This is a genomic window from Kitasatospora sp. NPDC087271, from assembly GCF_044744605.1.
Classification (GTDB): Bacteria; Actinomycetota; Actinomycetes; order Streptomycetales; family Streptomycetaceae; genus Kitasatospora.
This window is the reverse complement of record NZ_JBIUYQ010000001.1, coordinates 203,940-230,781: the sequence shown is the minus strand read 5'-3', so window position 1 is coordinate 230,781 and position 26,842 is coordinate 203,940. Positions and strand designations below refer to the sequence as shown.

Sequence of the window (26,842 nt, the reverse complement as noted above, 5' to 3'; positions counted from 1 at the left end):
TCCTTCGTTTGGAGACCCCGTGAAGACCCCCCGCTTCGCCCTCGCCGCCACCGCGCTGCTCGCCTCCACCGCACTGGCCGCCTGCGGCTCGTCCGCCGACGGGGCCAAGGCCTCCGCCGATGGCGGGGCCGGTGGAAAGGCCGACGTGGTGCTCCGCCTGCCCGACCCCGGAAACAACGGGTTCCTCGCCCGCGGCAAGAAGGACGGTTCGCTGGACAAGGCTCTGGCCGCCGTCCACGCCAAGGTCGCCTGGACCGGCAGCGCGGGCCCGTTCGCCCCGGCCGCACAGGCCCTGTCCGCCGACCAACTGGACGTCGCCCAGGGCTCGATCACCTCGGCCGTCGCCGCGCTCGCCCAGAAGCCCGGCTTCAAGCTGTTCGCCCAGACCGCGCCCGACGGCGTCGGCGAAGGGATCCTGGTGAAGAACGACTCGCCCATCAAGTCCGTCCAGGACCTGGTCGGCCGCAAGGTCGCCGTCTCCCAGGGCGGCACCAGTGAGTACCTGCTGCTCAAGGCGCTGGAGAAGAACGGCGTCCCGGCCGACAAGGTCGAACGGGTCTACCTGCGCGCCGACCAGACGGCAGGTGTCTTCAACTCCGGCCAGGTGGACGCCTGGGCGACCTGGAACACCTTCTCCACGCCCACCATTGCCAACGCCGGGGCGCACTTCCTGGCCAACGGCAAGGAGGTCGGCTCCGACAACTACGCCGTCTGGGCCGTCCGCAACGGCTTCGCCGACAAGCACCCCGAGGTGGTCAAGACCTTCTACACCTACCTGCGCGAGAACGGCCTCAAGGAGAAGGCGGACCCGGCCGCCTACCTCAACGTCTTCACCGACTCCGGGCCGACCGCCGTCACCCCCGCCGAGAAGGACATCGCGGTGAACGTCAGCGGGCAGGGCGCTGCCGCGGAGGCCATCTCCGACGCCGACACCGCCCGCTTCGGCACCGTCGCCCGGTTCTTCGCCGACCAGAAGGTCACCAAGCAACTCGTGGACGTCAAGCCGTACCTGATCGACATCAACAAGCTCGGGGACGGTGCCAAGTGACCACCGCCGCCCCCGAACGCGCCACCGACGAGACCCGAACCGCCCTCGACTCCGGACTCGTCACCCCGCACACCAGGCGGCAGCGACCCCGCCCGCGCGCCCTGGCCGTGATCCTGCGCACCCTGGGCCCGCTCGCCCTGCTCGGCGGCTGGGCGCTCGCCTCCGCCACCGGCGCCCTCACCCAGGACGTCCTCGCCTCACCCGCCCAGGTCGCCGAGGCCGTCGGCGAGTTGTGGGGCAACGGCCAGCTCACCGATGCCCTCGGGGTCTCCCTCACCCGGGCCGGCCTCGGCCTGTTCTTCGGCGCGACCACCGGTCTGGTGCTCGGCGTGGTCACCGGCTTCACCCGGCTCGGCGAGGAACTGCTCGACTCCGCGATCCAGGTGCTGCGCACCGTCCCGTTCCTGGCGCTGGTCCCGCTGTTCATGGTGTGGTTCGGCATCACCGAGACCGCGAAGGTCGCCCTGATCGGTGTCGCCACCAGCTTCCCGATGTACGTGTCCGCCTCCGGCGGCGTCCGCAACACCGACCGCAAGCTGGTCGAGGCGATGCGAAGCTTCGGGCTCGGTCGCTGGGCCATCGTGCGCACCGTCGTCCTGCCCGGCGCGCTGCCCGCCCTGCTGTCCGGCCTGCGGCTGTCGATGACGCTCAGCGTGATCGCCCTGATCGCCGCCGAGGAGATCAACTCCACCGAGGGGATCGGATACTTGATGGCCCAGGCACAGAACTACTCGCGCACCGACATCCTCGCCGTCTGCATCCTGATCTACGGGTTGCTCGGCCTCACCGCCGACGCGGTCGTCCGGGTCCTGGAACGCCTCCTGATGCCGTGGCGCCAGGCCGTCCAGGGGGCAGCCCGATGAGCACCGCTACCTCCGCTACCTCCGCTACCTCCGAGACCTCCGCGCCTGCGACTGCCGCGCCCGCGACCGCCGCTCCGGCCGTCCACCTGCGGGGCCTGCGGCGGGTGTTCGGCACCCGGGCCGTCCTCGACGGCGTCGACCTCTCCATCGCCCGGGGCGAGTTCGTCGCGCTGCTGGGCGCCAGCGGCACCGGCAAGACCACCCTGCTGCGCATCCTCGGCGCGCTCGACCGGGCCGACGAGGGCACCGTACTCGTCCCGCCGGTGCGTACGGTGGTCTTCCAGGAGCCCCGACTCGTGCCGTCCAAGCGGGTGTTGGCCAACGTCACGGTCGGCCTGCCACGCGGCGCCGCCACCCGGGAGACCGGACTCAAGGCGCTCGCCGAGGTCGGCCTGGACAAGCACGCCGACGCCTGGCCGGCCACCCTCTCGGGCGGCGAGGCGCAGCGCGTCGCCCTCGCCAGGGCCCTCGTCCGTGAACCCCAACTGCTGCTGCTCGACGAGCCGTTCGCCGCACTGGACGCACTCACCCGACTGCGCATGCAGGACCTGGTCGGTGACCTCGTCCGCCGCCACCGCCCCGCCGTGCTGCTGGTCACCCACGACGTGGAGGAGGCCGTCCGGCTCGCCGACCGCGTCGCCGTCCTGCGCGACGGCCTGCTCGTGCGCGACGAGCCGGTCGCCGTCGACCACCCCCGCGACCCCGCAGACCCGGCCTTCGCCGACCTGCGCCGCCGACTGCTGGCCGACCTCGGCGTCCACTGACCCGTAATCGGCCCCACCGAACCGTCCTCGATAACGCCAGCCCGCACCACCGGAGTTGAACAGATGACCGTGACCCTCGGCGTCCACGCCAGCAACCCCTCGCTCTACTACCTCGCCCGACTGCCCTACCTGGACGAGGAACTGGCCCCGCTCGGCGAGACCGGCGCCTTCCACCACTACGCCGACGGCACCCGCACCGGTGCGCTGCTCGCCGACGGCACCATCGACTTCGGCGGGACGGGCTCGACCCCGCCGGTCACCGCCCAGGCGGCCGGCCACGACCTGGTGTACGCGGCGGTCTCCGCACCCCGGCCCGACCACGGCGCTCTGCTGGTGCTGGACGGCGGCCCGGTCCAGGCGGTGGCGGACCTCAAGGGCGGCACCGTCGTGCTGGGCATCGGATCCTGGCAGACCCATCTGCTCGCCAAGGCCCTGCACGCGCAGGGACTTTCGTACGCCGAGGACGTCACCCCGGTGCGCCCGGCGGCCGGCGAGGACCAGGCCCAGCGGCTGCGCGACGGCGAGATCGCGGGGTGGATCGCCCAGGGCGCCGAACTGGCCGCCGCCCGCCGGAGCGGGGGCTTCCGGGAGCTGGTCCGCACCGGCGACGTCATCACCGACCGCTCGGTGTTCTTCACCCGCCGGGACTTCGCGGCCGAGCGCCCCGAGGTGGTCGCCGCGATCGCCGCCGCGCTGCGCCGGGCCGACGCCTGGGTTGCCGCCCACCCGGCCGAGGCGGCTGCGATCGCGGCGGAGCAGCTGGGCGGCTCGGCCGTCGACTGGCAGGCGGCGCTGGCCGCACTGCCGTGGCAACTGGAGCCCGCCACCGCCGGGTTCATCGCCGAGCAGCAGGAGGCCGCGGACATCTTCCACGGGGTCGGGTTCATCGACCGAGCACTGACCGTCTCCGACGCCCATCTGCCCGAGCTGGAGGCCCCGGTGGCCGCCGCGCTCGCCAAGGCGGTCTGAACCATGGCCTCCGAAGTCCTCTGGTACATCATCCCGCGCGAGGGCCACTACCCGTGGGAGCCGGCCGGACGCCGCCCGGTGGATCTCCGCTACCTGCAGCAACTGGCTGGAAGCGTCGAGCGGTTGGGCTACACCGGCGCCCTGCTCGCGACCGACCTCTACGACGTGTGGACGCTCGGCAGCGCGCTCGCGGCCGCCACCACCCCGGCGTTCAAGCCGCTGCTGGCCGTCCACCCGGGGCTGGTCTCGCCCACCCTGCTGGCCAAGATGGCGCTCAGCTTCGACCGGATGCACGGCGGCCGACTGCGGTTCAACGTGGTCAACGGCTCGACCGCGCAACTGCGCGAGTACGGACTGGACGTCGAGCACGACGACCGCTACCGGCTCAGCGCCGAGTACTGGTCGATCGTCAAGCGCCTGACCGCCGGCGAAGTCTTCGACCACAAGGGCGAGTTCTACGATCTGAAGAACGCGGGCGCGAGCCTGAGGGAGCTGGCGCCGGTCCAGCCCGGCGGCATCCCGCTCTGGTTCGGCGGCAGTTCGGCGGCCGGCATCGAGATGGCGGCCGAGCACGTGGACGTCTACCTGACCTGGGGCGAGCCGCCGCACCTGCTCAAGGAGAAGCTGGACCTGGTCCGGGCGCGGGCCGCCGCCCACGGCCGGACCCTGCGGATCGGGCTGCGGCTGCACCTGATCGTCCGCGACACCGAGGATGAGGCCTGGGCGGCCGCCGACCGCCTGCTCGACGTCACGAGCGAGGCCACGTACGCCCGTCAACTGGGCGGCGCCAAGGGGGAGGACGGGGTCGGCTGGCAGCGGCAGTTCCGCCAGCACGGCGGCAAGGTGCCCGCACGGGCCCGGGAGTTGGAGGCCTACCCGAACCTCTGGCCGGGAATGAGCCTGTTCCGCCCCGGCCCCGGTACGGCGGTGGTCGGCTCGACTGCCCAGGTGGTCGAGCGGTTGCAGGAGTTCGAGTCGTTGGGCGTCGACACCTTCATCCTCTCCGGCAACCCCCTGCTGGAGGAGGCCCACCGGGTTGCAGAAACGGTACTGCCCGCCTTGGGCATCCGCCGCTGACAGCTGACAGCCGACAACTGACAGCTGACAGCTGACAGACGATGAAATCTGTCAGCTGTCAGTTGTTCGCCCGTTCCGCCGGCAAGCCCCGCCCGCCCCCTCCCCGCTCAGAGGCTGAGTCGGTCGATCTCCGCCAGCTCCTCCGCGGTCAGCGGACCGCCCGCGAGCGCGTCGATGTTCTGGTCCAGCTGGGCGACGCTGCTCGCCCCGATGATCACCGAGACCACCCGCGGGTCCCGCAGGACCCAGCACAGCGCGAGCTGCGCCAGCGTCTGCCCGCGCCGCTCGGCGACCTTGTTGAGTGCCCGCAGCTGCTCCAGCTTCGGCCCGCTGAGCGCCTCCTCGGTCAGGAACCGCCCGACCGACATCCGCGAACCTGCCGGCACCTCACCCGACAGGTAGCGATCCGTCAGCAGGCCCTGGGCGAGCGGCGAGTAGGCGATGAGGCTGGTCCGGGTCTCGCCCACCGCGTCCAGCACGCCCTCCTCCACGTACCGGTTGAGGATCGAGTACGCCGACTGGTTCAGCAGCACCGGCGTGCCCAGCTCGCGCAGGATCGCCACCGCCTCCCGGTGCTGCTCCGCCGGGTAGTTGGAGATCGCCGCGTACAGCGCCTTGCCCGAGCGCACCGCGCTGTCCAGCGCGCCCATCGTCTCCTCGAGCGGGGTGTCCGGGTCGTAGCGGTGGGAGTAGAAGACGTCGACGTAGTCCAGCCCCATCCGGCCCAGCGACTGGTCCAGGCTGGCCAGCAGGTACTTGCGGCTGCCGCCGTTGCCGTACGGGCCGGGCCACATGTCCCAGCCGGCCTTACTGGCGATGAACAGCTCGTCGCGGTACGGGCGGAAGTCCTGGGCGAACAGGTAGCCGAAGTTGCGCTCGGCGCTGCCGTACGGCGGACCGTAGTTGTTCGCGAGGTCGAAGTGGGTGATCCCCCGGTCGAAGGCGCGGCGCAGTACCGCCCGCTGGACCTCCAGCGGCTGGGCGTCACCGAAGTTGTGCCAGAGGCCGAGGGAGACGGCCGGCAGCTGAACGCCGCTGCGGCCGGCCTTGCGGTAGGTCATCGAGGCATAGCGGTCATCCGCGGCGAGGTAGCTCATGCCGGACATCTTGCCAGTCGCCGCGGGCGGATCAAGCCCTTGCCCCGTTTCTGACCGGTGCTTATGCTCGCGGAGGATCGTACGCGTGCGAGGCGAAGGGGGAGTCGCGATGACCGTCCAGGCTGTGACCGCACCCGCGACCCCAACCGCGACCGCACCCGTGACCGCCGCGCCCCGCTGTTGTCGTCGCCGCCGCCGCACCTCGCGCTGACGCCGCCCCAGAGCCGCTCCGCCGCGATCCCCTCCCGGTGCCGCCCGCGTGAGCGCAGCCCGTACCGGGGCGTTCCGCGCGGGCCGCCGCCACCCCTCCTCGGCAGCCCTGCCCGCGCCTCGGGTCGGGGCGTCGCGCCGAGGCCCCATCGAGCGCCCCCAAGGAGACCGCCGTGCGGTTCACCGTCTCGTCCCTCGTCGCCAACGGCCCCGATCCCGTGACCGGCGTCCAGCGCACCCCGCAGGAGAAGCTGTGGAACGTCATCGACCAGGCGGTCGTGGCCGAGCAACTCGGTTACGACGGCTACGGCGTGGGGGAGCGGCACGGTGAACCGTTCCTCTCCCCGGCGCCGCCGGTGTTGCTCAGCGCGATAGCGGCCCGCACCTCCACCATCCGGCTGTTCACCACGGTGACGGTGCTGAGCATCCTGGATCCGGTCCGGGTCGCCGAGGACTACGCCCTGCTCGACCAGCTCTCCGGAGGCAGGGTCGAGTTGATCATCGGCAAGGGCAACGACCCGCGGCACTTCGACCTGTTCGGCCTGCCCGAGGAGCGCCAGTGGGACGCGCTCGCCGAGAACTACGACCTGTTGCGCCGGCTCTGGCGCGAGGAGACGGTGACCTGGGAGGGCTCGACCCGCCCGCCGCTCAAGGACGCGGCCGTCGCGCCGCGCCCGTTGCAGGACCCGATCCCGGTGTGGCACGGCAGCGCGACCAGCACCCAGTCCACCGACCTGGCCGCCCGCTACGGTGATCCGCTCTTCTCCGCCAACTGCTTCCACCCGCTGGCCAAGTACCGCTCCCTGGTGGAGCACTACCGCGAGCGCTGGGCGCACTACGGGCGCGACCCGAGGGAGGCCAGGGTGGGCGCGAGCTTCGGCGGGCTGTACGTCGCCAAGCGCTCGCAGGACGCGGTAGAGGGTTTCCGTCCGTACTGGGACGCGATGTTCGGTTCGGCGGCCGGCCGGCACAACAAGTCGCCGTTCACCTCGCTGGAGGACGCGCTGGAGCACGGTTCGGCCCTGGTCGGAAGCCCGCAGCAGGTGATCGAGAAGATCCACCGCTATCACGAGGCCTTCGGCAACGAGGTGGTCGGGATCGGAGTCGACGCTCTGACGGAAGGGGCGCAGCGGGAGCAGTTGGAGCTGTTCGCGGCGGAGGTAGCCCCGGTGGTCAGGCGCGAGCTTCCGTGAGCGCCCGCCCGACGTGACGCGCGCCACCGGCCGCGGTGGAGTGCCGCCGGTCGGGGAGGGGGAGACGAGCGGGCGAGGGGCCGTGGCCGCCGGGGGGCGGCGCACGGCCCTCAGTCGTCCCCGGCGCGGACCCGTCCGCCCGCCTCGTCCACGGCGCGGACCCGTCCGCCCGCCTCGTCCACGGCGCGGACCGCGTCGGTCCGTCTCGCGTCCGCGTCGGGCCGGGCAATCCCTGGCCTTCTGTACCTACTGGTATGTACAGTGGTTCGCATGACCACCCAGGACCGCCTCATCGAGAGCACCCAGGCACTCCTCTGGGAGCGCGGCTACGTCGGCACCAGCCCCAAGGCCATCCAGCGGCACGCCGGCGTCGGCCAGGGCAGCATGTACCACCACTTCGCCGGCAAGCCCGACCTCGCCGCCGCCGCACTGCGCCGCAGTGCCGAGGAGCTGCGGGGAGTCGCCGCCGCCGACCTGTCCGCCCCCGGCAGCGCGTACGACCGCATCGCCGCCTACCTGCGCCGCGACCGCGACGTGCTGCGCGGCTGCCGGATCGGCCGGATGGCCCAGGACCCGGACGTCATCGCCGACCCCGAACTGCGCGCCCCCGTCGAGGAGACCTTCGACTGGCTGCGCGCCCGGATCGCCGAGCTGGTGGCCGAGGGCCAGGCGGCGGGCGAGCTCGCCCCCGGTGTCGACCCGGCCGACACCGCCGCTGCCGTGGTCGCCGTCGTCCAGGGCGGCTACGTTCTGGCCCGCGCGGCCGGCCGGGCCGAGCCGTTTGATCAGGCCGTACGCGGCGCCCTCGGCCTGCTCGCCGCCCAACGCACCGCCTGACCCGCGCCGCGCACGGCTGAGCGGCCGCGTGACCGACTGACCGAGTGACCGCGTGACCGCGTGACCGAGCGCGTGACCGCGTGGCCGAGCGACGCCCGCTCGACGATCCGACCGAGGAGACCCGCCGTGCACGCCATGCAGTACGAGATCACCCTCCCCGCCGACTACGACCTGGGGATCATCCGCAAGCGCGTCGCCGACAAGGGCCATCTGCTCGATGCACACCCGGGCCTCGGGCTCAAGGCGTACCTGGTCCGTGAGCGGGGCCGCGACGGGTCGCCCGTCAACCAGTACGCGCCGTTCTACCTCTGGCGCACCGTCGAGGGCATGAACAGCTTCCTCTGGGGACCGGGCTTCCGCGGCCTGAGCGCCGACTTCGGCCGCCCGGTCGTCCGTCACTGGCTCGGCGCCGGTCTGGCCCACGGCGCCGTGCCGGACGCTCCGGCGACTTCGACTTCGACTTCGACTTCGATCGTGACCACGACCACGACCACGACCACGACCACGACCACGGCTACCCGCCACACCGTCAGGCTCCCCGAGTCCGACGATCCCGCCGAGGCGGTCGAACGGGCCCTCGCCGAGTTCCCCGCGCACCCCGCTCTGCACACCGCCGCCGTCGCGGTGGACCCGAGCCGCTGGGAACTGGTCCGCTTCGCCCTCTGGCACGGCCCGGCCCCGGACGACGTGCCGGGCAGCCGCTACCAGGTGCTGCACCTGTCCCGTCCCGAACTCGACCGGCTGCCTGGCGGCCGGCACTGGTGAAAGGTTTCGCCACTCCCATGACCAGCCCCACGCCCGCCTCCGCGACCGCCCCCGTCACCCCCGCGACCGACCCCGCCGTCCCGGCCCCCGCCCCGATGACACCGGCCGACCTGACCCCCGCGCCGCTCGACCGCGAAGCCGGCTACGCCCTGCTCGCCGACCTCGCCGGCCCGGTCGCCGCCGCGACCCTCGGTGGCCTGGACGGCCTCGCACCCGGTTTCCCCGACTGGATCGTCACCAGTCTCTTCGGCGGCACCTACCAGCGCCCCGGTCTCGCCCTGCGCGACCGGCAGGTGGCCAACCTGGCCGCGCTCACCGCCCTCGGCGGCGTGGAGCCGCAGCTCGCCGACCACGTCCGCAACAGTCTGCGGATCGGCCTGACCAGGGAGGAGATCACCGAGGTCATCGTCCACCTCGCCCCCTACGTCGGCGTCCCCAAGGCTCTGGCCGGTCTGCGGGTCGCCACCGCCACCTTCGCCGAGGTATCCCCGACCGAGGTATCCCCGACCCCCGCAACCCCGACCCCCGCAACCCCGACCGAGGCGGACCGGGCATGACCCCCACGATCCGTACCGTCCTCGGCGACCTCGACCCCGCGGAACTCGGTGCCACCGACTCCCACGACCACCTCTTCATCCGTAGCCCCCTGCTCCCCGGCGAGGAACTGGACGACCCGGCCGCCGCCGAGGGTGTCCTGCGCGCCTTCGCGGCGGCCGGCGGACGGTCGTTCGTCCAGTGGACCCCGTACGGCATGGGTCGCGGAGCGGACTCCCTCGCGAAGCTCTCCCGTGCGACCGGAGTCCACGTCGTCGTCGCCACCGGCCTGCACCAGGCGGCCCACTACGACCCGGACACCCTCCCTGCCGTGTACGACGGGCTGGCCGAGCGCTTCACCGCCGAACTCACCACCGGGCTGACGGCCGAACCGGCCACCGAGCTGCCTGGACCGCCCGTAGCCGCCGAGGCCCCCGAAGCACCCGCGTCGCCCGAGGCCGTCCGGGCGGGCCTGATCAAGATCGCCTGCGACCCCGGGGCCACCACGGCGCACACCCGCCGGGTGATGGCCGCGGCCGCCGACGCGCACCACGCCACCGGTGCCCCGATCGCCGTCCACCTCGAACCCCGAGCCGACCCGCACCTCGTCCTGAACCGGCTGCACGTTCGACACGGCGTCCCGCCCCACCGGATCATCCTCGGTCACCTCACCCGGCTGCCGGATGTGCGGGTGCACCGCGAACTCGCCGCGGAAGGCGTCTACTTCGCGCTGGACAGCCCCTCCCGGGCCGGCTACCCGGCCGACCACCAGGCCTTCGACGTCATCGCCGACCTCGTCGAGGCCGGCCACGCCTCCCGGCTCCTCCTCGGCGCCGACACCACCACCCGCACCGCCCGTCGGGCCGACGGCCCGACCGCACTGCTCAACGACCTCGCCCCACGGCTCGCCCGCACCTTCGGCCCCGAACTGCCCGGCCTCCTCCTCACCGCCAACCCGGCCGCCGCCTTCGCCACCGAGTGGCGCACGCCCTGAGCTGTCCCCGCTCGGCCCGCCCCGGTCTCGACCGGCCGCAGGCCGAACCCGGGTCCTCGGTGAAGGCCCGCCGCCCACGCCCTACCGTGACGGCCATGGTGACCCTGCGCATCCTCACGACCGACGACTGGCCGCTCTGGCGCGACCTGCGCCTCGCCGCCCTCTCCGACGCGCCGCACGCCTTCAAGGCCCGCCTGGCGGACTGGCGCCACGGCGGTGAGGAACGGTGGCGCGCCCGGTTGCACCTTCCGGGCGCCCACCACGTCGCGGCGCTGCTGGACGGTCCGGACGGTCCGGACGCCACGCCCGTCGGCCTGGCTGACGGTCTCCCCGGGGCCGGCGGCGTACGGGAGTTGCGCTCGGTGTGGGTCGGACCGAAGGCACGCGGCAGGGGCGTCGCCGACCGCCTGCTGGAGGAGGTCGAGCGCTGGGCCCGCGCATCCGGCGGCAGCACGCTGCGCCTCGCGGTGCTCCCAGGCAACGAACCCGCGATCACGCTCTACCGCCGGCACGGCTTCACCGCGCTCACCGCGCTCACCGCGCTCACCGAGCCCGGCGGGCCCGGCGGGCCGCTCGCCGGCGGGGTCTCCCGGGAGCTCGTGATGGCGAAGCCGCTGCGCTGACGGTTGCAACTGACGGCCGGACGGACCGGTCACCCGCCGATCCACCCCGCCACCTGCTCGACGGCCGCGAACGCGCCGAAGGCGAGCAGTTGCCACCCGGCACCGACCCGGCCGAGTTCATCAAGAACCTCGCCGCGCCGCTGTACTTCCGGGTCCTGATTACGGCCGAGCGGGTGGACGGCGGCACCGCCGACCGAGCCCCGCCGCCGCCGTTCTCGCCGCGGCCCGCAACGGCGGCCTCTGCTGACCCGGGCGGCCTTCGCGAGCCCGGCCCCGCCGCCACGAGCCCGGCCCCGCCGTCCGCGACGCGACGGCGAGGCCCGTGTCACGGGGGGGGGGGGAGTGACCGGGTCCCCGCCGTCGCGCGGCCGTCCGGCGGCTCACATGTGAGTGCCGCCGTCGATGCGGAGCTCGGTGCCGGTGACGAACGCGCCGTCGTCGGAGGCCAGCATCGCGATCACCCCGGCCACCGTCTCCGGACCCGCGAAGCCCTGGCCGAGGGCCGGGGCGAGCTTGGCGAGCAGGCTGAAGTCGGCGTCGGCGGGCAGCCCGGGGTTGTGGGTCATGCCGCTGTCGATGCTGCCCGGCGCGACGCAGACCGCACGCAGGCCCTGCTTCGCGTACTCGGAGGCGATGGCGTGGGTGAAGGACTGGATGCCGCCCTTGGTCGCGGCGTACGCGGCCATGTAGGGGTGGGCGAAGCTCGCCGAGGTGGAGCTGAAGTTGACCACCACACCCCTGCCGCCCGCGAGCAGCGCGGGGAGCGCCTCGCGGGTCATCAGGAAGGTGCCGGTCAGGTTGACCGCGAGGAGCTTGTTCCAGAACTCCAGGCTGGTCTCGTGGGTGTGCGAGGAGCGGAGGATGCCGGCCGCGTTGACCAGGGCGTCCAGCCCGCCGAGGTCCGTGATCGCCGCCGCGACGCCGGCGACGACGGCCGCCTCGTCCGAGATGTCCAGGACCTGGATGGCCAGGCGGTCCGCGGTGCCGTCGGCGGTCGCGCGGTCCAGGGTCGTCTTCAGGCCGTCCTCGTCGACGTCGACGGCGACGACCTTCCCTCCCTCGGCGAGGATCCGGTGCACGGTGGCCTGGCCGATGCCAGAGCCGCCGCCGGTGATCAGGACGTTCCGTCCGCTGAAGCGCTCCATGGTGGTACTCCGTTCGTTCGTGCGTGGCCTCTCGACCTCAAGAGGCACGGTACGCCCTCATGGCATAACGTGCCAATAAGTCCTCTGTGTGTCACTTCGGCGCAACGCGCCACAGTGGCACCGGCCCGCGTACGCTGACCCTGTGACCGGACGCCCCACCCTGAATCAGCGCCGCCGCGACGCCACCCGGCTGGACATCGCCCGTACCGCCGCCGCACTCTTCGCCGAGCGCGGGGCCGAGGCGACCACCGCCGAGGAGATCGCCCTCGCGGCCGGCATCTCGCTGCGCACCTTCTACCGGTACTTCTCCGTCAAGGAGGACGCCGTCGCGCCGCTGCTGGCGGCCGGCGGGCGTCGCTGGGTCGACCAGCTCGCCGAGGCCCCGGCCGACCTGCCGCTGCGCGAGGCGCTGGAGCGCTCGGCGGTCGCCTCGCTGACCCCGCCCGACGAGGAGGCGGTCGAGGCGATGGAGTGGACGCGAAGCCTGCTGCGCGACCCGCGCCTCGACGGCACGTGGCAGCGCGTCCACGCCGACTCCGAGGAGCGGCTGCGGGTGGTCCTCGCGGCGCGTTGCCCGGGCGGCACCAGCCCGCTGGAGATCCGACTGGCCGCCGCTGCGGCGACGGCCGCGATCCGGGTCGCGCTGGAGGAATGGGCCGCCTCGGACGCGCCCACGACCGGCCCGGGCTCCCCGCGGGAGCTCGGTGCGCGCTGCATGCGCGAACTCACGGCGGGGCTGCGGCTCTACGGGCGGGAGGGCTGAGCCCGCCCGGCCGCGAACAGATAACAGATAACAGCTGACAGATTTCGTTATCTGTTATCTGTTATCTGTTATCTGTTATCTGTTATCTGTCGGCTGTCATCTGTCACCTGTTCCTCCTCCCCGGCCCCGTTAGGGTGGGTGATCGCGCGCCCCGGTGGGGGAACCGGGGTGACCACCTCGGATGTCCTGGACGGAGGGGGCGGGGAGTTCGAGGCGTGGGAGCAAGTAGGACATGGGTCTGACGAGCCACAAGGTGTTGGCGCTGGCCGTATTGATCGCCGTCGTGATGACGGCCGGCACGGTCTGGCTGTGGCCAAGACTCGCCAAGCAGACCTGGCAGGCGGTGCTCGGCCGGATCGGCTCCCTGCTCGCCACCCAGCTCGCGGTGCTGGCCGCGCTCGGCCTGGTGGCGAACAACTACTTCGCCTTCTACAGCAGTTGGGACGACCTGCTGGGCACCGGTGACACCGGCCCGGTGGTGATCCACAACAAGGCGGACGCGTCCGGCCGGCTGCTCGTGGAGACGATCGGCCACGCCTCCGTCAAGGGCGGCGGCGCGATGGGCCGCGAGCCCAGCCAGTCCGGTGAGATCCGCAAGGTGCGGATCGACGGCGCGGCCAGCCGGCTGTCCACCGAGGGGTACGTCTTCCTGCCGCCGCAGTACTTCCAACCGGAGTACGCGCAGCGGCAGTTCCCGGCGGTGATCGTCAGCACCGGCTTCCCCGGGATCGCCGAGAACCTGATCACCCGGTTCAACTACCCGGGCGCAGCGCTCAAGTTGCTCCAGGACGGCAAGATGCAGCCGACCGTCATGGTGCTGATGCGCCCCTCGCCGGCCCTGCCGCAGGACACCGAGTGCGAGGACATCCCGGGCGGCGCGCAGTCCGACACGTACTTCACCAAGGACGTCCCCTCAGCGATCCAGGCGAGCTTCCGGGTCTCGTCCGACCCGCAGGCCTGGGCCTTCATGGGCAACTCGACCGGCGGCTACTGCGCCCTCAAGCTGGCCATGCGCCACCCGGACGTCTTTCCGACCGCCGTCGCGCTCTCCGCCTACTACGACGCCGCCGACGACCCGACCACGGGCGACCTGTTCGGCGGCAGCAAGCAGCGTCGTGACGAGGCCAACCTGATGTGGCGGTTGAAGAACCTGCCGCAGCCCAAGGTGTCCGTGCTGCTGGCCGGCACCAAGAAGGGCGACGGCGACTACCGGCGCGACACCGAGGCCTTCGTCGACGCCGTGCAGTCCCCGATGAAGGTCTCCTACAGCATGTTGGAGAACGGCGGCCACAACTTCGAGACCTGGAGCGCGCTGCTGCCGTCCTCGCTGGAGTGGCTGTCCCAGCACCTCAAGGTCCCGAACCAGGCTGCCTGAGCAGGCCGCCCGAGCAGACTGTCTGAGCAGGCAGTCTGCTCAGACGGCCTGAGTAAGCCGACGGACAGCGAGGGGGCGCGGGAGCGGTGAGGCTCAGGCCACCCGCTCCAGCGTCCCGGTGTGCAGCTCGCCGACCCGGCCGCCCTCGCCCTCGTACGTCCAGAAGGCGCGCACCGTCAGCCGGCCGAGGTCCATCACGTGGCTGACGGTGATCCCGCTCTCCTCGGTCCAGCTGATGAAGTAGATCTCCGGCGCCACCTCGGCGACGTGCAGCCGCACGTCCTCCCACTGGCCCGCCGACTCGCCGAGGCCCTCCCAGCGCAGCCGCCTGCCGTCGGCCGAGTAGGTGTTGCGGAAGGCCGCGCCGTTGTCGGCCCGGAAGAGGTAGGTGCGGCCGGCGAAGGCGGGCAGGGGCGCGGTCATGGTGGGGCGGTACCTCGTTCCTGTGGGGCCGTGCACGGCGGTCTTGTGCACTGCGGAAGATGTCGGACCTCCAATTTATCCGACCCGGTGAGCCGGGTGGGCGCACCCGTGGACGGTGCGCCACGGCACCGGCCGCCACCGCGCAGGCCGGCGCGGTGTGCGGCGGGCACCTGGGCGCCCGCCGGCGGCCGGTCCTACCGTCCACCCCCATGAGACGCACCCCCACCCCCATGAGACGCACCCCCACTCCCGTGCGGCACACCCCCACCGCCGTCAGACGCACCCCCACCGCGTTGTCCGCCCTCCTGCTCACCCTCGCCGCGCTGCTCCTCGGCACCCCCACTCCCGCCCAGGCCACCGTCGCCCAGACCGCCACTGCCCAGACCGCCGCCGAGGCGGCCACCGCCCCGCTCGCCCTCGAAGCCGCCTTCCCCGCCCCCGGCAACGGCTGGGCCAAGGTCGAGCGCTACCTCGACACCACCCCCGGCTTCCGCACCGAGCAGTACCCGGCCGACGGCCGCGGCGACCAGGACGGCGCCCGCCGGACGTACTTCGGCGGCACCGGCCAGCCCTCCTCCAGCCGCTTCCTGCTGTACTCGGCGACCGGCTGGGACACCGGCAGCCGTCCGACCCCCGTGCTGCTGGTCCACGGCGCCAACGACAACGCCGACCGCGCCTGGGCGAACCCGGGGGAGAGCGGCACCTGCGGTGCCTCCACCTGCCCGTCCACCGGCCTCGCCCAGTACCTCGCCGGCACCGGCCACCGGGTGTTCGCCATCGGCTTCGCCCACAAGCAGGGCGACAACCTGCTCCAGGCGCAGGCCGTCGGCGACGCCGTCGCGCTGATCCGGGCCCGCCTCGGCGTCCCCCAGGTGGACGTGGTGGCCTGGAGCAAGGGCGAGGTCGCCGCCCGGGCGTACGTGTCCTCGGTGCGCCCGTCCTGGGGGCGGGCCTACGCGGGCGACGTGCGCCGCCTGATCACCCTCGGGGGCCCGAACGGCGGGCTCGACTACGTGTACGCGCACGGCTGGTCGTTCGACCTCGCGAGCTGGCCGGCCTGCGGCGGCACCGCCAACGCGCCGTCCCCGCACCTCTACATGACCTGCTACGGCACCTACACGGCGCAGCCCTGCCTCGGCGTGCTGCCCACCGGCGGTTACGACTGCTACCCGGGCCAGCGCCAGCTGCTCGCCCGCTGGGACGGCCGGTACGGGGTGGACGGCACCGCCCAGGACTGGTGGACCACCTACTACGGCGGCCAGGGCTTCTACACCTCCGGCCAGGGCATCCAGGCGGCGATCGACGCCGGTTCGCTGATCGCGCCGCTGCAACAGGCGGGCGTCCCCGCGTCGGTGCGCACCTATCTGCTCGCGGGCGGGTCCGCCGACATCCCGGGCGTGCTCAACGAGAACCGGGGGCCCAGCGACGGCATCGTGTTCACCGCGAGCGCCCTGGACACCACCGGCATCGCGACGATCGGCGGCACCCGGCTGCTCACCGGCCTCAACCACCTGGAACTCGCCTGGGCGCCGGAGGCCGAGAGCCAGGTCGACAACTGGCTCGCTTGACCCGTGGACCCGTGGACCCGTGGACCCGTGGACCCGTGGACCCGTGACCCGTCGATTCGCCGATCCGTCGTTCGGCAGCTCGACGGCTCCGCTGATCCGTCCCAACTGATCCACCACGCAGCGTCGTTGATCGACACCACTGTGACCTGTGCGACAACCGGCCCGGGCAGGTTGTCCGTTCACGGACGGCCCGCCTAGCCTGCAACCGTCGTCCGCCCTCGCGGACCCCCGCCGCCGGGACGCCGAGTCCTGTCCACCCGCCGGCCGGCAACCGAGCACCACAGCGGACGGGAGCGGGGGAACCAAGGTCAGCGCCCGGCCCGTACGCTCCCGCGTGCGGGCCGTGGCTAGGGGTGAAGCCGCTTCCACCGGCGGCCGGGCTGCCTCAGCCCGAATCCGACAGCTCACCTCGCAGGCGTCGCAGAGGACACTGCCATGCACCAGCCTGCCCGGCGCCGCGCGCCGCGCCACGCCCGCCCCTCCCACCGGGGCCGCAACGCCGCCCTCGCCGTCACCGGAGCGCTCGCCGTCACCGGCGCCGGACTGCTCGGCCTGCCGGCCGTCTCCGGCGCCCAGGCCGCCACCGCCCCGACCGTCACCCAGGACCGGCTCGCCCCGGCGACCATGGTCGCCAACCAGGCCGCCACCGCCTCGCTGACCCTCCACTCCTCGGCCTGCTTCACCGCGAAGACCGTCGGCGTGGGCGTCCGGAACGCGGCCGGTGCGAACCTCGACTTCCCGGGCAACGCCTCCAACGTGCAGATCTGCCCGAGCGGCCTGTCCTTCACCAGCGGCGCACGCGCCCTGCCGGCCGGGACGTACACCCAGTTCGGCTTCTGGCAGGACCTCGGCGGGGCCTGGCACAACCTGGCCTCGCAGCAGCTGGTGGTCTCCAGCACTCCGGCGCCGACTCCGCCCCCGACCCCGGCGCCCACCACGAAGCCGACTCCCGCCCCGACCCCGACGGCGACCCCCACCGCGAAGCCGACCCCGACGAGCAGCCCGAGCAGCCCGAGCGCCACCGCCAGCCCGTCGGCCGGCACCCCCGCATCCCCGGTCGCCGGCAAGTCGCTGACCTGGTCCGACGAGTTCAACGGCCCGATCAGCTGGGGCTCGCGCTGGGTCGGCGACAAGAGCACCGCGTACAAGTACGGAAACCACAACCCGGACGACAACAAGCTCGACCTGCTGAACAGGAACAACGTCAGCGTCGCGAACGGGGTCGCCACCTTCACCGCCGCGCCCGGCACCACCACGCTGGAGAACGGCAAGCAGGCCTGGAACACCGGCTTCCTGACCACCGAGGGCTCCAGCGAGGGCTTCCGGGTCAGGACCGGCGACTACGCCGAGACCCGGGTCAAGCTGCCGTCCGGCTCCGGCGCCTGGCCGGCCTTCTGGACCTGGAAGAACGGCAACGGGGAGGTCGACTCCTTCGAGTACCACCCCGACAACCCGAACCTGCTGGAGCTGACCAACCACGTCAACCCCGGCAACCCCAAGTACTACACCGACGCCGGTGCCGTCGCGAAGGACCAGTGGGTGACCATCGGCACCTATTACGGCGCCACCTCGGTGGACTGGTACGTCAACGGCGCCAAGGTGTTCTCGGACGGCAAGGGTGTCGGCGCCAACTGGTCGGCGTACCTGATCCTCAACCTGTCGGTCGGCGCGGGGAAGTACCACCCGGCGCCGCAGGGCACCGCCCCGATCACCTTCGCCGCCGACTACGTCCGCGTGTACCGGTAGGGCCTTCGGGGCTTCCGGGTCAGGAACCGGGAGCCGTCTCGACCACCGTGATGTCGAACGGCTGCCGGTTGTTCCCCTCGTCCGGGTCGTCCACGCCGCGCACCGCGACCGAGCCGCCGGTGAGCTTGCCGATCCGCAGGTCCGGGGAGAGGCGCACCGGCACCAGCGCGGTCGCGCTGCGCAGCGGGGGCAGTCCGGCCGGGAAGGCACAGCGCACCTGCCGGCCGTTGAGCCGCACCTCGCAGTCCTCGGGGAAGTACGGGCCCTCCGGGGAGACCCCGGGAGGCAGCGTCACCAGCACGGTGAACGGTGCGGCGGTGGTGTCCGGGCCTCGGTTGGCGATGAAGGCGTGGACGGTGGTGGTGCCGCCGGGCGGGGCGGCGTCCGGGTCGAGCCTGACCACCTCCAGATCGGAGCGGGACGCCGTGGTGGCTGCCGTGTCCACCGCCGGCCGGGGATCGGGCCGCCGCAGCGCCCAGGACGGGCCGGCGGTAAGCGTCGCCACCGAACAGCCGGCCGCCATCGCGGCGACGAGCGAGGCCGCGCGGAATCCGCAGAGCCTGCTGGCCTGCCCGGACCCGCCCTGCCCGGACCCGCCCTGCCCGGACCCGCCCTGCCCGGACCCGCCCCGCATTGTCGAACGCCTGTACGTCATCGTCGTCCACCCTGTCCCGGGGCCCCGGCCGCCCGCGCCGTTGCGGGCCGCGTCCGCACCAGGGTGGCGGAGCCTGCGCCGGGGGCCGGTACAACCCGCTCGGCGTCCGCCCGAACGGGGGAGCGCACGTGCGGGAAGTCGACCGGATCGACTTCCCGTACGTGAAGCGGGCGGTGGCGACGGGTCAGGGGGCGAGGACCTGCCCCAGCCGGGTCGCGATGTGGTGCATCACCGGCACCAGCGAGGACGTGCCGGCCTGCTCCTCCAGGGCCCGGATGCGGGCCTCCGGGCCGGACACCGACAGGGCGGTGGGCGTCGGCGCGCCCGGTACGGCGAGCGCGATGCAGCGGACGCCGATCTCCTGCTCCTGGTCGTCGACCACGTAGCCGCGCTCGCGCGCCTCGGCGAGCTGGTGCAGCAGTTCCTGCGGGTCGGTGACGGTGTACTCGGTGTGCGCGGGCAGCGGGTTGGGGCCCAGGACGGCGCGCGCCTCGTCCTCGGGGAGCTGGGCCAGCAGCGCCTTGCCGACGCCCGTGCAGTGCGGCTGCACCCGTCGGCCGACCTCGGTGAACATCCGCATCGAGCGCCGCGACTGCACCTGCCCGACGTACACCACCTCGCCGCCCTCCAGCACCGCCAGGTTGGCGGTCTCGCCGGTGGCCTCCATGAGTTCGGCCAGGTAGGGGCGGGCCCAGCTGCCGAGCAGCCGGCCGGCCGTCTCGCCGAGGCGGATCAGCCGGGGGCCGAGGGTGTAGCGACGTGCGGTGTCCTGGCGTACATAGCCCTGCTGGACGAGGGTACGAACCAGGCGGTGGATGGTCGGCATCGGCAGGCCGGAGCTGGCGGAGAGCTCGCTGAGGGTGGCCACGCCGCCGGAGTCGGCCAGCGCCTCCAGGAGTTGGAAGGCGCGCTCGACGGATTGCACGCCGCCGGTCGCGCGGTCCGGGCTGGTCGTCGATGCTGTGTCGGGGGTCGAAACCACCGGCGTTCCCTTCGCTGTCGGGGAGGAGTAGAGTCCCGGCGATCACATCAACAAACCGTTGAAATTCTGTATCGCGGAAACTAGTCTCCACCTTACAGAATCGAATCCGCCGGCAGGCGGGTTCCGATCAAGGAAGTTCCCACCGGAGCTCCCTTCGCCAGGCTCAACCGCTTAGGAGTGTCCTGCCCATGGCTACAGAACAGGGACCCGTCGGCGCCTCCCCCGCTGCTCCGGTCGTCACTGTCGCCGGTCCGCGCGTTCACCGGGCGGAGGAGGTGCTCACTCCGGAGGCGGTCGCCTTCGTCGTCGGCCTCCATCGCGCTTTCGAAGGGCGCCGACAGGACCTCCTGGCCGGGCGGAAGGCCCGCCGGGCGGAGATCGCCAGAGCCGGCACGCTGGACTTCCTCCCCGACACCGCCGACGTCCGGGCCGGCGACTGGAAGGTCGCCGAGGCGCCCCGCGCGCTCCAGGACCGCCGGGTCGAGATCACCGGCCCCACCGACCGCAAGATGGTCATCAACGCCCTCAACTCCGGCGCACGGATCTGGCTCGCCGACTTCGAGGACGCCACCTCCCCGACCTGGGAGAACGTGGTCAGCGGCCAGATCAACCTGATCGACGCCTTCGAGGGCCGGATCGACTTCACCACCTCCGCCGGAAAGGCGTACGCCCTCAAGCCCGCCGCCGAACTCGCCACCGTCGTGGTCCGCCCGCGCGGCTGGCACCTGGACGAGAACCACCTGCTCGTCGACGGCACCCCGGTCGCCGGAGCCTTCCTCGACTTCGGTCTGTACTTCTTCCACAACGCCGCCCGGCTGCTCGCCAAGGGCGCCGAGGACCCCAACTCCGGCCCGTACTTCTACCTGCCGAAGACCGAGAGCCACCTCGAAGCCCGGCTCTGGAACGACGTGTTCACCCACGCCCAGGCCGCGCTCGGCATCCCGCACGGCACCGTCCGCGCCACCGTGCTGATCGAGACCATCACCGCCGCGTTCGAGATGGACGAGATCCTCTACGAGCTGCGCGACCACGCGGCCGGCCTCAACGCCGGGCGCTGGGACTACCTGTTCTCGATCGTCAAGAACTTCCGCGACGCCGGCGAGCAGTACGTCCTGCCGGACCGCAACAGCGTCACCATGGCCTCGCCGTTCATGGCCGCCTACACCCGCCTGCTGGTGCAGACCTGCCACAGGCGCGGCGCCCACGCGATCGGCGGCATGGCCGCGTTCATCCCCAGCCGCAGGGACCCGGAGGTCAACGCCGCCGCCCTGGAGAAGGTCAAGGCGGACAAGGACCGCGAGGCCGGCAACGGCTTCGACGGCTCCTGGGTCGCCCACCCGGACCTGGTGCCGGTCGCCCGCGCCTCCTTCGACGCGGTGCTCGGCGGGCGCCCCCACCAGAAGGACCACCCCGGGCCCTCCGAGCCGGTCACCGCGACCCAGCTGCTCGACATCGCCGGCGCGGGCGGCAGCTGCACCCACGCGGGGCTGCACAACGCCGTCCAGGTCGGCATCCGCTACATCGAGGCCTGGCTGCGCGGCCTCGGTGCGGTCGGCATCTTCAACATGATGGAGGACGCCGCCACCGCGGAGATCTCCCGCTCGCAGATCTGGCAGTGGATCCACAACGGCGTCGTCCTGTCCGACACCGGCGAGAAGGCCACCGCGGACCTCGTCCGCGCCCTGGTCGCCGCGGAGTTGGCCGAACTCCTGGCCGAGCTGGGTGCGGACGCGTACGCCGGCGGCCGCTGGCGCGAGGCCGCCCAGCTCTTCGAACAGGTCGCCCTGGCCGAGGAGTTCGCGGACTTCCTGACCCTCCCCGCGCTTCCCCTGCTGGGCTGAGCCCCCAATCCATCCGCCGGCGCCGCCGCTGCCGCCTGCCAGGCTGTAGCGGTCCCGCCGGCCCATTGCTCCGTTCCGTGCGGCGACGATTCCACCTGTCCTCCCGTCGCCGTGCGGAACGGCTTTTTCCCGGTACCCGGTAAGGAGTTCAACCGTGCCCCGCATCTTCTTCAACGGCCAGGCCATGGTCGGCGGACCGTTCCACGCCAAGGTCGCCGACTCGCTGGTCGGCCCGGCCCGGACGGCCCCCGGCTACCGCTTCTTCTCGATCGACGACGTCTGCCCGGGCCTGCTCGCCGATCCGGCGGTCGACACCGCCATCGAGGGCGAGCTCTACGAGATCACCCTGGAGCACCTGCGCGACGTCATCCTCCCCGGCGAGCCGCGGGAGTTGGAGCTCGGCGTCATCAAGCTCGACGACGGCTCCGCCTGCCTGTCGATGCTGCTCGCCCGCGGCGAGGTGGAGCGGGGGGTGCACCGCGAGATCACCCACCACGGGGGCTGGCGCGCCTACCTCGGCTCGCTCGGGCGCACCGCCTGAGACCGGGCGCGTAGCGGCGGACGCACCACGGCGAACGGATCACAGCAAGCGAATCACGGCGAACAGATTTCAGCGAACAGATAACAGATGACAACTTTCGTCAGCTGTTATCTGTTCGCTGTTATCCGTCACTCGTCACCCGCCCCCGGGCACGCCGCAGCCCCGGACCCTCGCCGTGGGTCCGGGGCTGCGGTCCGCGCGCCGGCCGGGAAGGCCGGGTTGCGGAGTCCGGGTCACGCACCGTCCCTGGGCGGCCCGGAGTTCAGGGGTGGAGGAGGAGCGGCGCGTCAGAGCGGCCGGGCGGCGAGCTCCTTGGCGGCGCGGGCGCAGGCGCGGGCGATCCGGTCCTCGTCGACGGTGGTCAGCTGGCCCTTCTCGACGACGGCGTTGCCGTTGACGAACAGCACGGCCAGCGGCGGCAGGGCGCCGAAGGTGAGGGCGGCGACCGGGTCGGCGATGGAGGAGTGCAGGACGCCGTCGATCTTCCACAGCGCGAGGTCGGCGAGCTTGCCGACCTCGATCGAGCCGATCTCGTCCTGGCGGCCGAGCACCCGGGCGCCGCCCATGGTGCCCAGCCGCAGCGCCTGGCGGCCGGTGAGGGCGGCCGGGGACCCGTGCAGACGGTTGATCAGCAGGGCGTTGCGCAACTCGGTGCCGAGTTCGCCGGACTCGTTGGAGGCGGTGCCGTCGACGCCGAGGCCGACCGGGACGCCGGCCCTGAGCATGTCGGGGACGCGGGCGATCCCGGCGGCCAGCCGGGCGTTGGAGGAGGGGCAGTGGGCCACGCCGGTGCCGGTCTCGGCGAACTTGGCGATGTCGGAGTCGTTCATGTGGACGCAGTGCGCCATCCAGACGTCCTCGCCGAGCCAGCCGACGGACTCGAAGTAGTCGGTCGGGCCCATGCCGAACAGTTCCTTGCAGAACTGCTCCTCCTCGGCGGTCTCCGAGCCGTGGGTGTGCAGCCGGACGCCCTTGCGGCGGGCGAGTTCGGCGGACTGGCGGAGCAGGTCGGTGGAGACCGAGAACGGCGAGCAGGGCGCGATGGCGATGTGCAGCATCGAGCCGAAGGAGGAGTCGTGGTAGGTGTCCACGGCGGCCTCGGAGGCGGTGAGGATGTCGTCGAGCGCCTCGACCGCGTGGTCCGGCGGGAGGCCGCCGTCCTTCTTGCCGCGGTCCATGGAGCCGCGCAGCGCCGTGAACCGCAGGCCGAGCTCCCGGACGGCCTCGATGGAGGCGCCGAGGACGTCGCCGCCGTCCTCGGGGAAGACGTAGTGGTGGTCGGAGGCGGTGGTGCAGCCGGACTTGAGGAGGGCGGCGGCGGAGCCCTGGCTGGCGGCGTGGACGAGCTTCTCGTCGATCCGGGCCCAGGTCGGGTAGAGGGCGACGAGCCAGTCGAACAGGATGTCGTCCTGGGCGAGGCCGCGGGTGATCCACTGGTAGAAGTGGTGGTGGGTGTTGACCAGGCCGGGGGTGATCAGGTGGCCCTCGCCGTTGATCCGGCGCACCACGTTGTCCAGCCACTGCGGGGCGGGTCCGTCGCCGACCGACTCGATCGTGTTGCCGAGGACGACCACGTGGCCGCGGGCGTACTCGGTGTCGTCGGCGTCGACGGTGGCGATCGCGACGTTCTCGATGACGATCCGCTGGTCGGCGGGTGGGGGCTGGACTGCCATGGTGTCACTCCTATGGGGGAGGGCCGGGAGGGGCGTGCGCCGCGCGGCGTGTGCCCCTCCCGGGCCGGTCAGGACGGTGTCGCCGTCGGCACCGTCGCGCCGGAGGTCTTGCCGGACCTGGTCCGGCGGGCGGCTCCGGCGTGGTGGAAGAGCAGGTTGAGCAGGACGGCCATCACGCAGCCGACCGATATCCCGGAGTGCATCAGGGTCCGGACGGCCTCCGGGAAGGAGTCGTAGAAGGTCGGTACCGCGATGGGGATGATGCCGACGCCGAGCGACACGGACACCAGGATGGTGTTCGAGCTGGACTCCATCCCAGCCTCCGCGAGGGTGCGGATGCCACTCGCCGCGACGGTGCCGAAGAGCACGATCCCGGCGCCGCCCAGGACGGGCTGCGGTACCAGGGAGACGAGCGACCCGAGCACGGGGAAGAGCCCGAGCAGGATCAGGATGCCGCCGCCGGCCGCGACCACGAAGCGGCTGCGGATCTTGGTCAGCGCCACGAGCCCGATGTTCTGGGCGAAGGCGCTGGCGGCGAAGCCGTTGAAGACGGGGCTGAGCGCGGTGGCCAGTCCGTCGGCCCGCAGGCCGGCGGCGAGCGTGGGTTCGTCGGCCTCGCGCTCGACGATCTTGCCCAGGGCGAGCATGTCGGCGGTGGACTCGGTCATGGCGACCACCATGACGATGCACATCGAGACGATCGCGGCGGCGTCGAAGACGGGCGCGCCGAAGTGGAACGGGGAGGGGAGCGCGAAGACCTTCGCGTCCTTGACCGCGCCGAAGTCGGCCAGGCCCAGCGGGAAGGCGATCAGGGTGCCGAGCGCCAGGCCGATGAGCAACGAGAGCTGCTGCCAGAAGCCGCGCAGCAGCCGGTTGCAGAGCACCACCGCGACGAGGGTGATCGCGGCGAGCCCGACGGCCCGCATGGAGCCGTATCCGGGGGCGCCCGGCGAGCCGCCGCGCGCCCAGTTGACCGCCACCGGAAGCAGGGACACCCCGATGAGGGTGATCACGGTGCCCTGGACGACCGGGGGGAAGAACCGGATGAGCTTGCAGAAGTACGGTGCCGCGAGGAAGCACAGGATCCCCGCGACGATCACCGCTCCGAAGATCACCGGGAGGGCGTCCTTCGGGCTGTGCTCCTTGGCTATGGCGATCATGGGCGCGACTCCCGCGAAGGAGACGCCGTTGACGAACGGCAGTCGCGCGCCGATCTTCCAGATGCCGAGGGTCTGGAGCAGGGTGGCCAGTCCGGCGGTGAACAGGCTGGCCGAGATGAGCAGGGCGAGTTCGGCGGGGGAGAGCCCGACGCCGGCGCCGACGATGAGCGGGGGTGCGACGACTCCCGCGTACATCGCGGCGACGTGCTGGAGTCCGGTGGAGAAGAGCTTCACCGGGGGCAGCAACTCGTCCACGGGGTGGATTCCGGGCCCGGACGGCTCACCGGGGAGGTGCGCCGACGTGCCGTCCGGGCCAGAGGTTCTTTCCGGGGTGGAACCGCCGTCTTTACTGCTGGTGTCGCTGGGTGCCATGTCGAGCCCCTCTTGTGCCCGTGACTCCCGGCGCGCCCGCGGCGCTGGAGGTGCCCCGAGGGCGGGACGGCGGTGCAGGAGTCCCTCGGGGCGCTTCTCCAGTGCCCCGGGCCGGCCGCCGCGAGGCAGACACGAACTCCGGTGGGTGGGGGTGGAGAAACTGGTGGAACCGGTGGTGCTGGTGGTGCGGGTACTGCTGTCCGCCCGGACGCGGCCGGCGTTCGGGGGCCGGCGGGTGCGGCGACTCCGGGCGGTGCCCATTGGGGTGGGGCGGTCAGGCGACGGGGATGACCGGGACGACGCCCTCGCGGTGCACGGTGCCCTCGATGAGGCCGTACATCCGGTCGGCGGCGTAGTAGACCTCGTTGTCGTTCTTGAGGCCGAAGGGCTCCAGGTCGACGAGGAAGTGGTGCTTGTTGGGCAGCTCCAGGCGGACTTCGTCCACCTCGGCGCGGTTGTTGAGGACCCGGGTGCCCATCGAGTGCAGGGTCTGCTGCAGCGAGTAGGAGTAGGTCTCGGCGAAGGCCTCCAGCAGGTGCCGCCGCACGTGGGTGTAGGAGCGGTTCCAGTTGGGCTGGGCCTCGCCGTCCCGGCCGTCGTAGCCGTACTTCCAGCGGGCGGTGACCTGGGTGGCGAGGATGCGGTCGTACGCCTCTTGCAGGGTGGTGTACTTGTCCTTGATGTAGCCCCAGAACTCCGAGTTGGTGGAGTTCATGACGACGAGGTCCTTGAGGCCGGAGATGACCTGGACGGTCTCGCCGTCGTAGACGATCTCGGTGGTGCGGGTCTCCTGGCCGTTGCGGACGAAGGAGTGGCCGACCTCCTCCGAGCCGATGAAGCGGGCCGAGTTGTCCGGCGTCTTGATCCGGTCCCAGGCGTACTCCTCGATCCGGATCCGGGCGCTGTGCACGACGCCGCGCTCGGTGTCGTCGACGAAGTGGCGGGCCAGGATGATGCCGAAGGCCTCGGCCGACTCGATCCCGTGCTCCTTGGCGAAGGCGTACACGGTGTTCTTGGTGGTGTCGGTGGGGAGGCAGTTGGCGTTCGACCCGGTGAGGTGGACGTCCTCGAACTCGCCCCGGAGGGAGACCGAGACGTTCAGGTCCTTGATCTCGTGCCGGGTGGAGTCGCGGTAGACCCGCACGATGCGGTTCTCCGCCTTGCCGTACTGGTTCTGACCGAGCACGTGGGCCATGACGTGGCTCCTAGGGCTTCCAGGTCGGTCTACTAGCTTCCGCGGTAGACCGAGTATCCGAACGGGTTGAGCAGCAGCGGCACGTGGTAGTGGTGCTGCGCGGGCGCGACCGTGAAGACGATCGAGACCTCGGGGAAGAACGGCGGCTCCGCGGACTTGAGCGCGTGGTAGGCGCGGGTGTCGAAGAGCAGCCGGACGACCGAGCCCGCCTCCACGGCCGGCAGGTCCTTGACCCGGCCGTCGGAGTCCGTGGCGGAGGTGCCGAGCACCTGCCAGCCACCCTCGGTGTGCAGTGCGAGCTCGACCGGGACGCCCTCGGCCGGGCGGCCGAGGCTGGTGTCGAGCACGTGGGTGGAGATGCCAGTCATGGGTGAAGTGACCTTACTGATGGCAGAAGTGATCATTCGTCAACATATGCTAACGATCCGT

The 26,842-nt window shown here is 72.2% G+C and carries 26 protein-coding genes and 1 riboswitch; of the genes, 17 read left to right on the top strand and 9 right to left on the bottom strand.

From position 1 onward, the window contains the following. The first annotated feature begins 19 nt into the window (after window positions 1-19). The 5 genes from ACIO9K_RS00990 (at window position 20) to ACIO9K_RS00970 (ending at window position 4,721) form a co-directional block, all read left to right on the top strand. Complete coding sequence (locus tag ACIO9K_RS00990) at window positions 20-1,048, top strand: NrtA/SsuA/CpmA family ABC transporter substrate-binding protein (protein ID WP_363579300.1); 1,029 nt, start codon at window positions 20-22, stop codon at window positions 1,046-1,048. Then, window positions 1,045-1,911, top strand: a complete 867-nt coding sequence (locus ACIO9K_RS00985; RefSeq protein ID WP_400325776.1) for an ABC transporter permease — start codon at window positions 1,045-1,047, stop codon at window positions 1,909-1,911. Before ACIO9K_RS00990 ends, ACIO9K_RS00985 begins: the two co-directional genes overlap by 4 nt. Next, window positions 1,908-2,675 (top strand): ABC transporter ATP-binding protein, encoded by a 768-nt coding sequence (locus ACIO9K_RS00980; RefSeq protein WP_400325773.1) that lies wholly within the window; start codon window positions 1,908-1,910, stop codon window positions 2,673-2,675. The genes ACIO9K_RS00985 and ACIO9K_RS00980 overlap by 4 nt, the downstream gene beginning before the upstream one ends. A 63-nt stretch (window positions 2,676-2,738) precedes the next feature. Next, window positions 2,739-3,644, top strand: coding sequence for an ABC transporter substrate-binding protein (locus ACIO9K_RS00975; RefSeq protein ID WP_400325771.1), 906 nt, complete (start codon window positions 2,739-2,741; stop codon window positions 3,642-3,644). A 3-nt stretch (window positions 3,645-3,647) separates the two neighbouring features. After that, window positions 3,648-4,721: an LLM class flavin-dependent oxidoreductase gene (locus tag ACIO9K_RS00970; RefSeq protein WP_363616719.1), complete on the top strand. Its 1,074-nt coding sequence runs from the start codon at window positions 3,648-3,650 to the stop codon at window positions 4,719-4,721. A 107-nt stretch (window positions 4,722-4,828) separates the two neighbouring features. Here the strand turns inward: ACIO9K_RS00970 and ACIO9K_RS00965 are convergent, their stop codons facing one another. After that, entirely contained in the window at window positions 4,829-5,818 is a 990-nt protein-coding gene (locus tag ACIO9K_RS00965) for an aldo/keto reductase (RefSeq protein ID WP_363579290.1), read from the bottom strand. A 383-nt stretch (window positions 5,819-6,201) separates the two neighbouring features. Here ACIO9K_RS00965 and ACIO9K_RS00960 point away from each other — a divergent pair, with 383 nt between their 5' ends. The 6 genes from ACIO9K_RS00960 to ACIO9K_RS00935 all read left to right on the top strand — a co-directional run bounded on the left by ACIO9K_RS00960 (window position 6,202) and on the right by ACIO9K_RS00935 (window position 10,974). Then, window positions 6,202-7,221 (top strand): LLM class flavin-dependent oxidoreductase, encoded by a 1,020-nt coding sequence (locus ACIO9K_RS00960; RefSeq protein WP_400325767.1) that lies wholly within the window; start codon window positions 6,202-6,204, stop codon window positions 7,219-7,221. A 270-nt stretch (window positions 7,222-7,491) separates the two neighbouring features. Next, the gene (locus ACIO9K_RS00955) at window positions 7,492-8,058 is read left to right on the top strand and encodes a TetR/AcrR family transcriptional regulator (protein WP_400325764.1); all 567 of its coding nucleotides are present in this window, start codon (window positions 7,492-7,494) and stop codon (window positions 8,056-8,058) included. 126 nt (window positions 8,059-8,184) lie between these two features. Next, complete coding sequence (locus ACIO9K_RS00950) at window positions 8,185-8,823, top strand: DUF4865 family protein (protein WP_400325761.1); 639 nt, start codon at window positions 8,185-8,187, stop codon at window positions 8,821-8,823. A 17-nt stretch (window positions 8,824-8,840) separates the two neighbouring features. Continuing rightward, window positions 8,841-9,380 (top strand): carboxymuconolactone decarboxylase family protein, encoded by a 540-nt coding sequence (locus ACIO9K_RS00945; RefSeq protein ID WP_400325758.1) that lies wholly within the window; start codon window positions 8,841-8,843, stop codon window positions 9,378-9,380. After that, complete coding sequence (locus ACIO9K_RS00940; protein ID WP_400325755.1) at window positions 9,377-10,351, top strand: phosphotriesterase; 975 nt, start codon at window positions 9,377-9,379, stop codon at window positions 10,349-10,351. The genes ACIO9K_RS00945 and ACIO9K_RS00940 overlap by 4 nt, the downstream gene beginning before the upstream one ends. 95 nt (window positions 10,352-10,446) lie before the next feature. Beyond that, a complete protein-coding gene (locus ACIO9K_RS00935) occupies window positions 10,447-10,974 on the top strand; it encodes a GNAT family N-acetyltransferase (protein WP_400325752.1) in 528 nt (175 codons plus the stop codon). 380 nt (window positions 10,975-11,354) lie between these two features. Here the strand turns inward: ACIO9K_RS00935 and ACIO9K_RS00930 are convergent, their stop codons facing one another. Further along, on the bottom strand, window positions 11,355-12,119 hold the full coding sequence (locus ACIO9K_RS00930) for an SDR family NAD(P)-dependent oxidoreductase (RefSeq protein WP_400325749.1): 765 nt from the start codon (window positions 12,117-12,119) through the stop codon (window positions 11,355-11,357). A 142-nt stretch (window positions 12,120-12,261) separates the two neighbouring features. Between ACIO9K_RS00930 and ACIO9K_RS00925 the strand changes: the two genes are divergently transcribed. Beyond that, window positions 12,262-12,882: a TetR family transcriptional regulator gene (locus ACIO9K_RS00925; RefSeq protein ID WP_400325746.1), complete on the top strand. Its 621-nt coding sequence runs from the start codon at window positions 12,262-12,264 to the stop codon at window positions 12,880-12,882. A gap of 232 nt (window positions 12,883-13,114) precedes the next feature. Further along, window positions 13,115-14,257, top strand: coding sequence for an alpha/beta hydrolase-fold protein (locus ACIO9K_RS00920; RefSeq protein WP_363616739.1), 1,143 nt, complete (start codon window positions 13,115-13,117; stop codon window positions 14,255-14,257). A 93-nt stretch (window positions 14,258-14,350) separates the two neighbouring features. Here ACIO9K_RS00920 and ACIO9K_RS00915 read toward each other — a convergent pair whose 3' ends face one another. Then, window positions 14,351-14,680, bottom strand: a complete 330-nt coding sequence (locus ACIO9K_RS00915) for a MoaF-related domain-containing protein (protein ID WP_063349998.1) — start codon at window positions 14,678-14,680, stop codon at window positions 14,351-14,353. Between the two features lie 209 nt (window positions 14,681-14,889). On the opposite strand from ACIO9K_RS00915, the gene ACIO9K_RS00910 reads away from it, so the two are divergent. Further along, a complete protein-coding gene (locus ACIO9K_RS00910; protein ID WP_400325742.1) occupies window positions 14,890-16,248 on the top strand; it encodes an esterase/lipase family protein in 1,359 nt (452 codons plus the stop codon). A gap of 266 nt (window positions 16,249-16,514) precedes the next feature. Beyond that, a riboswitch (cyclic di-AMP (ydaO/yuaA leader) is annotated at window positions 16,515-16,681 on the top strand. 2 nt (window positions 16,682-16,683) lie between these two features. Further along, window positions 16,684-17,994, top strand: a complete 1,311-nt coding sequence (locus ACIO9K_RS00905; protein ID WP_400325739.1) for a hypothetical protein — start codon at window positions 16,684-16,686, stop codon at window positions 17,992-17,994. Between the two features lie 19 nt (window positions 17,995-18,013). On the opposite strand, the gene ACIO9K_RS00900 is transcribed toward ACIO9K_RS00905, so the two are convergent. Then, window positions 18,014-18,649, bottom strand: a complete 636-nt coding sequence (locus ACIO9K_RS00900; protein ID WP_400325736.1) for a hypothetical protein — start codon at window positions 18,647-18,649, stop codon at window positions 18,014-18,016. Window positions 18,650-18,833: 184 nt separating this feature from the next. Further along, window positions 18,834-19,631, bottom strand: coding sequence for an IclR family transcriptional regulator (locus ACIO9K_RS00895; RefSeq protein ID WP_363579268.1), 798 nt, complete (start codon window positions 19,629-19,631; stop codon window positions 18,834-18,836). Between the two features lie 188 nt (window positions 19,632-19,819). Between ACIO9K_RS00895 and aceB the strand changes: the two genes are divergently transcribed. Together aceB and ACIO9K_RS00885 are read left to right on the top strand one after the other, a co-directional pair. Further along, the gene (aceB, locus tag ACIO9K_RS00890; RefSeq protein WP_400325732.1) at window positions 19,820-21,472 is read left to right on the top strand and encodes a malate synthase A; all 1,653 of its coding nucleotides are present in this window, start codon (window positions 19,820-19,822) and stop codon (window positions 21,470-21,472) included. A 154-nt stretch (window positions 21,473-21,626) separates the two neighbouring features. After that, on the top strand, window positions 21,627-22,013 hold the full coding sequence (locus tag ACIO9K_RS00885; RefSeq protein WP_363579264.1) for a gamma-glutamylcyclotransferase: 387 nt from the start codon (window positions 21,627-21,629) through the stop codon (window positions 22,011-22,013). Between the two features lie 287 nt (window positions 22,014-22,300). Here the strand turns inward: ACIO9K_RS00885 and ACIO9K_RS00880 are convergent, their stop codons facing one another. The 4 genes from ACIO9K_RS00880 to uraH form a co-directional block, all read right to left on the bottom strand. Further along, window positions 22,301-23,686 (bottom strand): 8-oxoguanine deaminase, encoded by a 1,386-nt coding sequence (locus tag ACIO9K_RS00880; RefSeq protein WP_400325729.1) that lies wholly within the window; start codon window positions 23,684-23,686, stop codon window positions 22,301-22,303. Between the two features lie 68 nt (window positions 23,687-23,754). After that, window positions 23,755-25,218 carry a nucleobase:cation symporter-2 family protein gene (locus tag ACIO9K_RS00875; RefSeq protein ID WP_400325726.1) on the bottom strand — a complete coding sequence of 488 codons (1,464 nt, stop codon included), beginning with the start codon at window positions 25,216-25,218 and terminating at the stop codon, window positions 23,755-23,757. Between the two features lie 274 nt (window positions 25,219-25,492). Beyond that, window positions 25,493-26,413, bottom strand: a complete 921-nt coding sequence (gene pucL, locus ACIO9K_RS00870) for a factor-independent urate hydroxylase (protein ID WP_350875324.1) — start codon at window positions 26,411-26,413, stop codon at window positions 25,493-25,495. 32 nt (window positions 26,414-26,445) lie between these two features. Next, window positions 26,446-26,781 (bottom strand): hydroxyisourate hydrolase, encoded by a 336-nt coding sequence (uraH, locus tag ACIO9K_RS00865; RefSeq protein ID WP_363579258.1) that lies wholly within the window; start codon window positions 26,779-26,781, stop codon window positions 26,446-26,448. Window positions 26,782-26,842: the final 61 nt, after the last annotated feature.